Raw genomic sequence first — 13,082 nt, 5'->3', positions numbered from 1 at the left:
ACTCTCCTCACCTTGTTGTATATCTGCATGCTCACAAGCACCATGACTGAGCACGTCGGGTATCAACATGATTAACCCCCCATGCCCGCAGCTCAATATCGCCAACACGTTTACTCCCCCTCACCAAACCATGATGGCGTATCTGATAGGACGGGTTCATCTGCCGCAGCCAGCCACCTCCATTCTTCTTTGATGCTGTGATTGTCTTGAAGAGCTAGGGTAAGCCATAGTAATCGGCTCTTGACAGAGCAGACAAAAGTGTGTGACGCACAACAGAGGGAGTAAGCACAACTCGAAGGGATACAGATAAGGCAGCACCCTGGACAAGGGCGACAGAATATCCGGCACATCAGCCAATGAGATTGATCAAAGAGGAAAAGAGAGCAAATCCGGCAATAAAAAGCGCCCTCCGAAGAGGGCGCAAGTGTGTTGTGAAACTGACCCTACGAGATCAGGCTTCGCGGCTCGGTACCGGAGCCACATCCAGCAGGGTTTCATCTTCGGCCATGCAAGCTGCGGCGGTGAACAGCACGTCGGTGGAGCTGTTCAGCGCTGTCTCGGCAGAATCCTGCAACACGCCGATGATAAAGCCGACTGCTACCACCTGCATGGCGATGTCGTTGCTGATACCAAACAGGCTGCACGCCAGCGGGATCAGCAGCAAGGAGCCACCGGCGACACCGGATGCGCCACAGGCGCTGACGGTGGCAACCACGGAGAGCAGCACAGCCGTTGCCATGTCCACTTCCATCCCCAGGGTATGTACCGCCGCCATGGCGAGCACAGTGATGGTGATGGCAGCACCCGCCATGTTGATGGTGGCACCCAGCGGAATGGAGACCGCGTAGGTATCTTCCGGCAGACGCAGTTTTTCACACAGCGCCATGTTGACCGGAATGTTGGCGGCAGAGCTGCGAGTAAAGAAGGCGGTCACGCCGCTCTCTTTGAGGCAGGTCAGCACCAGCGGATAGGGGTTGCGCTTGATCTTCCAGAAGACGATCAACGGGTTGACCACGAAGGCGATAAACAGCATGCAACCGATCAGCACCACCAGCAGTTGGGCATAGCCAAACAGGGCGTCAAAGCCGGTCTCTGCCAGAGTGGAAGCAACCAGACCCAGGATCCCGAGCGGGGCACAGCGGATCACCGCTTTCACGATGGCGGAGACACCGTGAGACAGGTCAGTGATCAGCGCCTTGGTGCTCTCGTTGGCATGGCGCATGGCGATACCCAGACCGATAGCCCACGCCAGAATCCCGATATAGTTGGCATCCATCAGCGCCTTGACCGGGTTGGTCACCACGTTGAACAGCAGGGTCTGCAGCACCTCTGTGATCCCGCCTGGCGGGGTGATCTCGGCAGTATTGGCCACCAGATGGAGGTTGGAGGGGAACAGGAAGCTGGCAATCACCGCGACCACGGCCGCAGAGAAGGTACCAAACAGGTAGAGCGCAAGCAGCGGGCGAATATTGGTCTTCTGACCCTGCTTGTGACCAATGATGGCCGCCATCACCAGTACGAATACCAGCAGCGGGGCTACCGCTTTCAGTGCACCAACGAACAGACTGCCGAGCAGACCTGCCGTTTTCGCCCACTCGGGGGCAAACAGTGCCAGCAAGATACCGAATACCAGACCAACCAGGATCTGGCTGACCAGACTGGTGCTATTGACCAGCCGAAGGAGGGGGTGTTGTTGTGTCATCAAAAAAGTCCCTAAGCACCGTAGTGCATGAATCATGAGTCCTGTCTGCAACCACCCATCGGGAGACCCCTGTCGCCCGAATGTGGTGTCTGTGGCCAGCCTTCTGTCGGGCCGATCCGCCAGTCACCGGATTGCATGACGGAATATCCCATTCGCCATCTTTTTTTTCCAGAGACTCACCAAAAAATATCCCGTTTATATCACAAAAAACCGCAACAAAATCTCAACAGCAGCGCAACCACCCATTTTTGTACGTTTTATCGGCACTCTCTGCTCTCGACTTGGCAACCATTCCTGTGTCATCCGTGACCGGCGTCGCTGTGCTATCATCCCCCATTTGCCGCGGAGCCTTGCCATGATCCCATCCCTGCTCAACCAATATTTTGGTTTCTCCGCACTCAGACCAGGTCAGGAGGCGGTGATCAGCCGGGTGCTGGCAGGTCAGAGTGCCGCCGCCATCTTTCCCACCGGCTCCGGCAAGTCCCTCTGCTATCAGCTACCTGCCCTCGCCCTGCCTCACCTGACCCTGGTTATCTCGCCGCTGCTGGCGCTGATGCACGATCAACTCACCTTCCTCAAAAGCAAGGGAATAAGCGCCGCTACCCTCGACTCAAGCCAGAGCCCGGAGGAGAGTCGACGAGTGATGCAGCAGGCGCTGGATGGCCAGCTCAAGATCCTGATGATTTCGGTAGAGCGACTCAAGAACGAGCGTTTTCGCCGTTTTATCCAGCAAGTGCCCCTATCACTGCTGGTGGTTGACGAAGCTCACTGTATTTCTGAGTGGGGCCACAACTTTCGCCCCGACTACCTCAAGCTGCCGAGCTATCGCCATGATCTGAAGATCCCGCAGGTGCTGCTGCTCACCGCCACCGCCACACCGGCGGTGATTCAGGATATGCAGACCAAATTCGGCATCGCGCCGGAGGGGGTCGTGGTTACCGGTTTCTATCGCCCCAATCTTGATCTGGCGGTCATTCCCCTGGCGCCCGATGCGCGGGATAGCTGGCTCACGCAGGAGTTGGCCAACGATCCGGCGGCCCCCACCATCGTCTACGTCACCTTGCAACACACCGCAGAAGCCTGTGCCGAGCAACTCATTAGAGAAGGGATCAACGCCCGCGCCTATCATGCCGGACTCGACTCGGCGCTGCGCAGTCAAATCCAGCACGACTTCATGGCGGGCAAGGTGGACTGCATCGTCGCCACCATCGCCTTTGGCATGGGGATCGACAAAGCGGATATCCGGCGGGTCATTCACTACGATCTGCCCAAATCCATCGAGAACTACAGCCAGGAGATTGGCCGCGCCGGACGGGATGGCCAACCATCGCGCTGTATCGTGCTGGCCAACCAGAGCCAGCTGCCGGTGCTGGAGAACTTCGTCTACGGCGATACGCCGGATTTGAGTGCCATTCTCCAACTTCTTGCCATCATCAAGCAGAGTGGAAGCGAGTGGGAATTCACCCTGCTGCGCCTCTCCAACGACACCAATATCCGCCAGTTGCCCCTTAAAACCCTGCTGGTCTATCTGGAGATGGCGGGCATCATCACCCCGGCCTACAGCTATTACGCCGACTACCGCTTCAAATTTGTGCTGGATAAAGATGAGATAGTGAGCCGCTTCAATCCGGATCGCCGCCATTTTCTGGAGCAGCTGTTCACCTGCGCCCCGCAAGCGCGCAGCTGGTGCACCATGGACTTTGATGCCCTCTGGCAGGGCTATCAGGGGGAGCGGCAGCGGGCCGTTGCGGCGCTCGACTACCTGCAGCAGCAAGGCTGGATCGAGCTTGAAAGCAAACAGATGACCGAGGTCTACCGGATCACCCGTCAGGGGTGGGACAACGAGCAGGAAGCAAATGCCCTGCACGCCCTGTTCCTGCAAAAAGAGCGGAGCGAGCTGGCCAGACTGCAAGCCATGCTCGACTTTTTCACCTCAAGTGAGTGCCTGAGCCACCGCCTCGCCCGCTATTTTGCCGATGAGGTGGCGCCGGTTCATTGTGGCCACTGTTCGGTTTGTCGCGGCGAGGTGGCACATCTCCAGCCCCTACCCTCACTGACCATGCCAAACGAGGCGGGGATCCGCGCCTGGTGCGATCCGCTGATTGCCAAGACAGGTTCGGTGGATGCGCGTGTTCTGGCCCGTTTCCTGTGCGGCATCACCACACCGCTGGCCAGCCGGATCAAGGCCAAATCGCTGGCGGGTGCAGGCCAGTTGGCCGCCCACCCGTTTGCCCGCGTCCTGGCGGCAGTGCAACAAGCCTACCCTTGCTAGATGAGTGCTGGCGGCGTCAATAGCCACCAGCAGAAACAAGCGTTTACAGACACAGAAAAAGAAGACCCTCGCGGTTGCGAGGGTCAAGCCAACGGAAACGTGCTTAAACAGAGCTTGGTGAGGCAACAGTCAACTCTCTTGCTAAAGCATCTTGCTGCTCACACATCGCCAATCTATGGCACTCAAAATGTAGCGTCAATGTAAAAATTAGAGTCTGAACTCCAAACAAAGCAATTTACGTTGACGTTCACGTAATGATATTTTCATTCATAACCCCGCCAACCCGCAGCCCGATTGCCTTTCGTCAAACCCCTTAATCTTTTCGCAATAAGTTCCCTGTTTCCCATAAACATTTATTTTTTATGTCTTTGACATTTACCTCACTATCGTGGCAAAAATAATTTAACAGTCAGTAACATAGCGGTGTTGTTGACTGACCCTCCCCGCAAAAGGATCGGGCAGGTTTCTTCAGAATTTAACCTATCAACCGTGATGGATTACTGGAGTCTGTTGACTAGGCTTTAAAAGCGCACAACACAAAAGCAGTCATCCACTTTTTTCAGGGTAAGCGACTATAACGAGGGCAAAGTTATGGGCATATTCGAGCATTACCAACAGCGATATGAAAAAGCGAGAGAAGAGGAATATACCATCCAGGAGTTCCTGGATATGTGTAAGCAGGACAAAGCCTGCTACGCCTCCGCAGCCGAACGTCTGCTGACCGCCATTGGTGAGCCGGAGATGGTAGACACCTCAGCCAACCCCAGACTGAGCCGACTCTTCTCCAACCGCGTCGTGGCACGCTATCCCGCCTTCAAGGATTTCTACGGGATGGAAGAGGCCATCGAACAGATCGTCTCCTACCTCAAACACTCCGCCCAGGGGTTGGAAGAGAAGAAACAGATCCTCTATCTGCTGGGCCCCGTTGGCGGCGGTAAATCCTCGCTGGCAGAGAAACTCAAATCCCTGATGCAGAAGGTGCCCATCTATCGCATCAAGGGCTCACCGGTCAACGATCACCCCTTCTGCCTGTTCGACATCGAAGAGGATGGGGAGATCCTGGAAAAAGAGTACGGCATCCCGCGCCGTTACCTGCGTCCCATCATGTCCCCCTGGGTGGCCAAACGCCTGCACGAGTTTGGCGGCGACATCACCAAGTTCAAGGTGGAGAAGGTCAACCCCTCCATCCTCGATCAAATCGCCATTGCCAAGACTGAACCCGGTGATGACAACAACCAGGACATCTCCTCACTGGTCGGCAAGGTCGACATCCGCATGCTGGAGCACTTCGCCCAGGATGACGCCGATGCCTACTCCTACTCAGGTGCGCTGTGTAAAGCGAACCAGGGGGTGATGGAGTTTGTGGAGATGTTCAAGGCCCCCATCAAGGTGCTGCACCCGCTGCTGACAGCAACCCAGGAGGGTAACTACAACGGCACCGAGGGGCTCTCCGCCCTCCCCTTTGACGGCATTCTGCTGGCCCACTCCAACGAATCCGAGTGGCAGCAGTTCCGCAACAACAAAAACAACGAGGCCTTCCTCGACCGCGTTTACATCGTCAAGGTCCCTTACTGCCTGCGCGTCTCCGAAGAGGTGAAGATCTACGAGAAACTGCTGATCAACAGCGAGCTGACCGAGGCCAAATGCGCCCCGGGCACCCTCGAGCTGCTGGGCCAGTTCTCTGTGTTGTCACGGCTGAAAGAGCCGGAAAACTCCAGCATCTACTCCAAGATGCGGGTCTATGATGGCGAGAGCCTGAAAGACACCGATCCCAAAGCGAAGAGCTATCAGGAGTATCGCGACTACGCCGGTGTGGACGAGGGGATGAATGGTCTCTCTACTCGCTTTGCGTTCAAGATCCTCTCCCGCGTCTTCAACTTCGACCACGCGGAAGTGGCCGCCAACCCGGTGCACCTCTTCTATGTACTGGAGCAGCAGATCGAGCGCGAGCAGTTCCCGCAAGAGCTGCACGATCGCTACCTTGAGTTCATCAAGGGCTATCTGACCCCACGCTATGTGGAGTTCATCGGCAAGGAGATCCAGACCGCCTATCTCGAGTCCTACTCCGAGTACGGTCAGAACATCTTCGATCGCTACGTCACCTACGCCGACTTCTGGATCCAGGATCAGGAGTACCGTGACCCCGAAACCGGCCAGCTGTTTGACAGAGCGTCCCTCAACAGCGAGCTGGAGAAAATTGAAAAACCTGCCGGGATCAGCAACCCGAAAGATTTCCGCAACGAAATCGTCAACTTCGTGCTGCGTGCCCGGGCCAACAATGCAGGCCGTAACCCCAACTGGACCAGTTACGAGAAGCTGCGCACCGTGATCGAGAAGAAGATGTTCTCCAACACGGAAGAGCTGCTGCCGGTTATCTCCTTCAACAGCAAAACCTCGGCCGAGGAGCAGAAGAAGCACGATAACTTTGTCGAACGGATGATGGAGAAAGGCTACACCCGCAAACAGGTGCGACTGCTCTCCGAATGGTATCTCAGGGTACGCAAGTCATCCTGACCCTGACTGTTCAAGGGGGAGTTATGGCGCATTTTATCGACCGCAGGCTCAACGGCAAAAACAAAAGCGCTGTCAATCGGCAGCGCTTCATCCGCCGCTACAAGAAGCAGATAAAACAAGCGGTCTCGGATGCTGTCTCCAAGCGCAGCATTCAGGACGTAGACAAGGGTGAGAGCATCAGCATCCCGACCAAGGATATCGGCGAGCCCCATTTTCATCAGGGACACGGCGGTAAACGGGAGATGGTGCATCCCGGCAATGATCAGTTCGTCTCCGGCGACAAGATTGACCGCCCCAAAGGAGGGGGCGGTGGACAGGGTTCCGGCGAGGGACAAGCATCCAATCAGGGGGAAGGGGCCGATGATTTCGTGTTCCAGATCTCCAAGGATGAGTATCTCGATCTGTTGTTTGAAGACCTGGAGCTGCCCAGGCTGCAGAAAACCCAGCTCAATCAGCTGATGGAAGTCAAAACCTACCGTGCTGGCTACACCTCAAACGGGGTGCCCGCCAACATCAACGTGGTGCGTTCCCTGCAAAATTCGCTGGCGCGGCGCATGGCGCTGCAAGCAGGCAAGAAACGCCAATTGCATGAACTGGAAGATCGGCTGGCCCTGCTGACCACCGATCCCAACGAGCACTTTGCCGAAATAGCCCTGCTTGAGAAGGAGATCAGGGAGCTGAAACGACGGATCGATGCAGTGCCGTTTATTGACACCTTCGATCTCAAGTTCAACAACTTCGTCAAACGGCCCGTCCCCTCCAGCCAGGCGGTGATGTTCTGTCTGATGGACGTCTCTGGCTCCATGGATCAGGCCACCAAGGAGATGGCCAAGCGTTTCTATATCCTGCTCTATCTGTTCCTCAGCCGGACCTACAAGAACGTCGAGGTGGTCTATATCCGCCACCACACCCAGGCCAAGGAGGTGGACGAACACGAGTTCTTCTACTCCCAGGAGACCGGCGGCACTATTGTCTCCAGCGCCCTCAAGATGATGAATGACATCATCAACGAGCGTTACCCCGCCAACCAGTGGAACATCTATGCGGCGCAGGCATCGGATGGTGACAACTGGGCTGATGACTCACCGCAGTGCCGTGAAATTCTGGCGCGGGACATCATGCCAAGGGTGAGGTACTACTCCTACATCGAGATCACCACCCGTGCCCACCAGACCCTGTGGCACGAATATGAGTCGGTAGCCAACCAGTTCCCCCACTTTGCGATGGAGCACATTCGCAAAGTCGAGGATATCTATCCGGTGTTCCGCGAGCTGTTCAAGAAACAAGCGGCGTGAGGAGGTCACATGATCGAAACAGAAAAACGTGTAGCGCCACTGGATGACGGACCAGACTGGAACTTCGATCTGCTGGAGACCTATCACCAGGAGATCGCCCGGGTCGCCCGTTTCTACAAGCTGGACACCTACCCCAACCAGATCGAGGTGATCACCGCCGAGCAGATGATGGATGCCTACTCCAGCGTCGGCATGCCCATCGGCTATCAGCACTGGTCGTTCGGCAAGCGCTTTATCCATACCGAGCGCAACTACAAGCGCGGCCAGATGGGGCTGGCCTACGAGATCGTCATCAACTCCGATCCCTGCATCGCCTACCTGATGGAGGAGAACACCATGCCGATGCAGGCGCTGGTGATGGCCCACGCCTGCTACGGTCACAACTCCTTCTTCAAGAACAACTACCTGTTCAAGGCCTGGACCGATGCCTCCTCCATCATCGACTACCTGCTGTTTGCCAAGAACTACATCACTCAGTGTGAAGAGAAGCACGGTATCGAGGCGGTGGAGCAGTTGCTCGACTCCTGCCATGCCCTGATGAACTTTGGGGTGGATCGCTACAAGCGTCCCCAGAAGATCTCGATGGCTGAGGAGAAGCGGCGTCAGAAGGCGCGGGAAGATTATCTGCAGACTCAGGTCAACGAGCTGTGGCGAACCCTGCCCAAGCAGCATAAAGCCGCGGGGGTAGAGGACAGGCGCTACCCCGCAGAGCCCCAGGAGAACATTCTCTACTTCATCGAGAAGAATGCCCCCTTGCTGGAGCCCTGGCAGCGGGAAGTGGTGCGCATCGTGCGCAAGATCAGCCAGTATTTCTATCCGCAAAAGCAGACTCAGGTGATGAACGAGGGGTGGGCCACCTTCTGGCACTACACCATCCTCAATCACCTCTATGACGAAGGCAAGCTGAGCGATCGCTTCATGATGGAGGTGCTGCACAGCCACACCAATGTGGTCTATCAACCTGCTTACAACAGTCGCTACTACTCGGGGATCAACCCTTATGCGCTAGGGTTTGCCATGTTTACCGACCTGCGCCGCATCTGCGAGAACCCGACCGAGGAGGATAGATACTGGTTCCCCGACTATGCCGGCAGCAACTGGGTCGAAACCCTCCACTTTGCCATGCAGAACTTCAAGGATGAGAGCTTTATCAGCCAGTTCCTCAGTCCCAAAGTGATGCGGGATATGAAGCTGTTCGCCATTGATGACGACGATCTGAAGAACTATCTGAAGGTCTCCGCTATCCACAATGACGAGGGGTACCGTCAGGTGCGCAATACCCTGTCGGCCCAGTACAACCTCAGCAATCTGGAGCCCAATATTCAGGTCTACAACGTTGCCGTGAAGGGTGATCGCTCCCTCACCCTGCGCTATGTGCCCCACAACCGCATACCCCTTGGCGACTCACGCCATGAGGTGCTCAAACACCTGCATCAGCTGTGGGGGTTTGATGTAGTGCTGGAGCAGGATAACGGTGAACTGCCACCCGATATTATCGGCCGCTGCCCGGAGCGCAAACCGGGGATCTGACCCGTGACGTGATATCTCGACGGCCCACTTCGGTGGGCCGTTTTTTAATCGGTTGCTTCTGCCAGCATGAGCGCTGCCCAAGCCGTACAACCCGAACAAACCACAACATAGAAGGAGGCCCGCATGGTGTGCGGGCCTCTTTGCCTTGCTGTCACTCGGCAGCGATTATCAGTAGAAGGTATGTTGCTCTGCGGCCATCGCCTCGAGACGGGCACAGGGGGCGAACCGGTCGCCGTGGCGCTTCTGGTAATACTCCAGACGGCCAACCAGATGATCGATCCCGAGCGTGTCCATATAACGGAACGGGCCGCCAAGGAAAGGCGGGAAACCGATGCCGAAGATGGCGCCGATATCGCCATCACGGGCCGACGCCACCACACCACTATCCAACGCCATGGCCGCTTCGTTGAGCATCAGCAACACGCAGCGCTCGGCGATCTCCTGACGGGCCAGCTTGGCAGAAGGCTTGATGCCGAGCACGCCATAGACGCTCTCGTCCACCGTCTTCTTGCCCTCTTTGCCAGTCAGCTTGTTGCGCGGTGCCGCCTTGCCATAGAGGTAGAAGCCCTTGCCGTTCTTGCGTCCCTTGCGATCATTTTGCAGTAGTTTGTCGAACGCCTTGGGCGCCTGGAACTGCTCGCCGCCCAGCTCTTTCTCGAGAATGGGGGAGATCTTGGCGCCCACGTCGATACCGACCTCATCGAGCAAGGTGATGGGGCCAACCGGGAAGCCAAAGTCCAGCAGCGCGCTATCCAGCACCTCCACCGGCTCCCCTTCCAGCACCAGTCGCGCCGCTTCGTTCATGTAGGGCGCCAGGATGCGGTTGACGTAGAAACCGGCTTCGTCCTTCACCACGATAGGCGTTTTACCCTGAGCACGGGCAAAGGCCAGAGTGGTGGCGACCGTCTCGGCACTGGTGCCAGCGTGGGGGATGATCTCCGCCAGCGGCATCTTGTCCACCGGGCTGAAGTAGTGCAGCCCCACGACTCGCTCTGGGTGCGCCGCCTCTGCCGCAATCTGGTTGATGGGCAGGGAAGAGGTGTTGGAGGCAAACACTGTGTGCTCACCGCACTCACGCTCCACGTCTTTCACCATCTGGTGTTTGAGCGCGAGATCTTCAAACACCGCCTCCACCACTATGTCGACCCGGTGAAAACCGGAGTAGTCGAGGGTACCGGTCAACAGGCTCATCTGCTTTTCCAATTCGCTGCGCAAGATGTGACGGCGCTTGAGCTTCTTGGCCAGAATGTCGTAGCTGTAGCGCATGGCATTGCCGATGCCACTACTTGCCACATCCTTGATCCGCACCGGCACACCCGCCTTGGTGGCGGTGACAAACGCAATGCCGCCACCCATCAGACCACCGCCCAGCACAGCAGCATGGGCCACCTTGCGTGGCTCGGCCCCCTGATAGGTGACCTCTTTCTTCATCTCGGTGGTGGCAAAGAAGATGGAACGCAGGGCGGCAGACTCAGCAGTCATCACCAGCTCGCCAAAGTGACGGGATTCGGCGGCCAGACCGGCCTTCATCCCCTCCTCCACACCGATACGCACCACCTCGAGGATCCGCTCCGGCGCCGGGTAGTTGCCACGGGTCTTGGCTTTCACCCCCTTGCTGGCCTGATCGAACAGCACCTTGCGACCCAGCTTGTTGGTCTCCAGCACCTTGCCCTGCAGATCCCGTTTCAACTGATGGCGCGGTTTGCCCTTCTTGGCCAGCTTGATGGCGGCCTCCAGCAAAATGGACGGCGGCACCACATCGTCCACCAGCCCCAATTTCTTGGCTTGTTTGGCCCGCACCTGCTTGCCGGTCAGCATCAGATCCAGCGCCTTTGCCACCCCGATAAGGCGCGGCAGACGCTGGGTACCGCCAGAGCCTGGCAGTAGACCGAGCTGCACTTCCGGCAATCCCAGCACGGTTTTACCGTGATCGGTCACCACACGGCCATGACAGGCCAGCGCCAGCTCCAACCCGCCACCGAGGCAGGGACCATGAATGGCGGCGATCACCGGAATGGTCAGCCCCTCGATCTCGGCAAAGATCTCCTGCCCTTCTCGTGACAGGGTCTCGGCATCCTTGGCACTGGTGCAGGCGGCCAGCATGGTGATATCAGCACCAGCGATGAAGGAGTCCTTTTTGCCGGAGGTGATCACCAGCCCGATCAAATCCTTGTTGCGTTTTACCTCGTCCAGTACGGAGCGGATCTCCTCGACAAAGGCGGCTTTCAGGGTATTCATGCTCTCGCTCGGCACATCCATGGTGAGGATGCCGATGCCATCTTTGCGAACATCAAGGGAAAAAGTCTTAGCGCTCATCATTCAACCTCCAACACCATAGCCACGCCCAATCCACCCGCCGCACAGGCGGTGTTGAGCCCCAGTCCCCCACCGCGACGACGCAGCTCATGCAAGGTCTGGGTGATCATCCGCGCACCGGTCGCGGCAAAGGGGTGGCCATAGGCCAGCGAACCGCCGAGGACGTTGAACTTCTCCATGTCCACCTCGCCGATGGCCTGATCGCGGCCCAGCTTGTCACGGGCAAACTCGTGGCTGGCAAACATCTTGAGGTTGGCCAGCGTCTGGGCGGCAAAGGCTTCGTGCATGTCGATCAGGGTCAGTTCGCTGAGCGTGATGCCGGCTCTGTCCAGCGCCAGCGGCGTGGCGTAGGAGGGCCCCATCAGCATGTCTTGCCAGACATCGATAGCCGAGAAGGCGAAGCTGCGGATATAGCCAAGCGGTTCGAGGCCCAGCTCTTTCGCCCGCCCTTCGCGCATCAACAGCACGGCAGCGGCGCCGTCAGTGAGCGGGGTGGCATTTGCAGCAGTGACTGTGCCATGGACTCGGTCAAACACCGGCTTGAGCTTGGCGTAGCTCGCGAGATCCGAGCTTTCACGAATATTGTTGTCCCGCTCGAGCGGTGATTTGTAAGGCGGTACATGAGCGGTAAACACCTCACCGCTGAGCTTGCCATCGGCCCAAGCCTGCGCGGCCAGGGTGTGGGAGCGATGAGCCAGCGCATCTTGCGCCTCGCGGCTGATCTGGTGGCTCTTGGCCATCTGCTCAGCGGTCTGCCCCATGGAGAGGCCGGTCGAATATTCCGCCACAGCGGGCGGCACCGGCAGCAGATCCTTGACCCTCAATGTCCTCAGAATATTGAAGCGCTGCTGCAGATTGCGCGCCTTGTTGAGATCCACCAGGGCGCGGGCCAGCTTCTTGCTCACTCCGATAGGCAGTACGGAGGAGGAGTCAGCACCGCCAGCGATGGCGATGTCTACGGTACCGGCCATGATGGATTCGGTGACGTTGGCCACCGCCTGAAAGCTGGTGGCGCAGGCGCGGGAGACGCTATAGGCATCGGTATTGACGCTCATGCCGGTACCGAGCACGATCTCGCGGGCAATGTTGGGGGCTTCCGGCATCTGAACCACCTGACCAAACACCAGCTGGTCGATAAGCTTGGGATCGAGATCGGTACGGGCAAGCATCTCGCTCACCACCAGTTTGCCGAGATCGACTGCAGGCACGCCATGAAAGGCGGTGGCCTGCTTGGCAAAAGGGGTACGCAGCCCCGCCACGACGGCAATCCGTTCGCCCTGGCGAGTCGTCAGTTTCAATGGCTGTTTCATCCTAGCTCCTTGGTTTAAAAGGCAGAGGTCTGACCTCATTGAGCCACATCTTAACAATCCAATCACAAGTTTCATACAGCTGATTGAAACTAAATTAAGCACGGCAAGGCCCCTTTGCTCGCCCTTGGGGAGCAACTGGAGTA

The 13,082-nt window shown here is 57.5% G+C and carries 7 protein-coding genes; 4 read left to right on the top strand and 3 right to left on the bottom strand.

The features are described from left to right. Positions 1-451: 451 nt before the first annotated feature. Positions 452-1,702 carry a serine/threonine transporter SstT gene (sstT, locus tag I6L44_RS05775; protein ID WP_124929511.1) on the bottom strand — a complete coding sequence of 417 codons (1,251 nt, stop codon included), beginning with the start codon at positions 1,700-1,702 and terminating at the stop codon, positions 452-454. Between the two features lie 355 nt (positions 1,703-2,057). Here sstT and I6L44_RS05770 point away from each other — a divergent pair, with 355 nt between their 5' ends. The 4 genes from I6L44_RS05770 to I6L44_RS05755 all read left to right on the top strand — a co-directional run bounded on the left by I6L44_RS05770 (position 2,058) and on the right by I6L44_RS05755 (position 9,313). After that, entirely contained in the window at positions 2,058-3,974 is a 1,917-nt protein-coding gene (locus I6L44_RS05770) for an ATP-dependent DNA helicase RecQ (RefSeq protein ID WP_216953537.1), read from the top strand. A gap of 591 nt (positions 3,975-4,565) precedes the next feature. Further along, on the top strand, positions 4,566-6,488 hold the full coding sequence (locus tag I6L44_RS05765; protein ID WP_005333223.1) for a PrkA family serine protein kinase: 1,923 nt from the start codon (positions 4,566-4,568) through the stop codon (positions 6,486-6,488). Between the two features lie 23 nt (positions 6,489-6,511). Further along, the gene (locus I6L44_RS05760; RefSeq protein ID WP_216953536.1) at positions 6,512-7,783 is read left to right on the top strand and encodes a YeaH/YhbH family protein; all 1,272 of its coding nucleotides are present in this window, start codon (positions 6,512-6,514) and stop codon (positions 7,781-7,783) included. 9 nt (positions 7,784-7,792) lie between these two features. Then, positions 7,793-9,313, top strand: a complete 1,521-nt coding sequence (locus I6L44_RS05755; RefSeq protein ID WP_019445117.1) for a SpoVR family protein — start codon at positions 7,793-7,795, stop codon at positions 9,311-9,313. A gap of 168 nt (positions 9,314-9,481) precedes the next feature. Here the strand turns inward: I6L44_RS05755 and fadJ are convergent, their stop codons facing one another. Together fadJ and fadI are read right to left on the bottom strand one after the other, a co-directional pair. Continuing rightward, complete coding sequence (gene fadJ / locus I6L44_RS05750; RefSeq protein ID WP_216954363.1) at positions 9,482-11,629, bottom strand: fatty acid oxidation complex subunit alpha FadJ; 2,148 nt, start codon at positions 11,627-11,629, stop codon at positions 9,482-9,484. Further along, positions 11,629-12,939, bottom strand: coding sequence for an acetyl-CoA C-acyltransferase FadI (gene fadI, locus I6L44_RS05745; RefSeq protein ID WP_201991593.1), 1,311 nt, complete (start codon positions 12,937-12,939; stop codon positions 11,629-11,631). The genes fadJ and fadI overlap by 1 nt, the downstream gene beginning before the upstream one ends. Positions 12,940-13,082 lie beyond the last annotated feature (143 nt).

Source organism: Aeromonas sp. FDAARGOS 1414, assembly GCF_019047065.1.
Taxonomy (GTDB): Bacteria; Pseudomonadota; Gammaproteobacteria; order Enterobacterales; family Aeromonadaceae; genus Aeromonas; species Aeromonas veronii_A.
Note: the sequence above shows the minus strand (reverse complement) of the source record. Positions and strands in the feature narration are given on the sequence as shown.

Bases quoted from the DNA above. Each gene is read 5' to 3' on its own strand.
- I6L44_RS05770 (WP_216953537.1), top strand. From the start codon at position 2,058: ATGATCCCATCCCTGCTCAACCAATATTTTGGTTTCTCCGCACTCAGA.
- fadJ (WP_216954363.1), bottom strand. From the start codon at position 11,629: ATGAGCGCTAAGACTTTTTCCCTTGATGTTCGCAAAGATGGCATCGGC.
- I6L44_RS05765 (WP_005333223.1), top strand. From the start codon at position 4,566: ATGGGCATATTCGAGCATTACCAACAGCGATATGAAAAAGCGAGAGAA.
- sstT (WP_124929511.1), bottom strand. From the start codon at position 1,702: ATGACACAACAACACCCCCTCCTTCGGCTGGTCAATAGCACCAGTCTG.
- I6L44_RS05755 (WP_019445117.1), top strand. From the start codon at position 7,793: ATGATCGAAACAGAAAAACGTGTAGCGCCACTGGATGACGGACCAGAC.
- I6L44_RS05760 (WP_216953536.1), top strand. From the start codon at position 6,512: ATGGCGCATTTTATCGACCGCAGGCTCAACGGCAAAAACAAAAGCGCT.
- fadI (WP_201991593.1), bottom strand. From the start codon at position 12,939: ATGAAACAGCCATTGAAACTGACGACTCGCCAGGGCGAACGGATTGCC.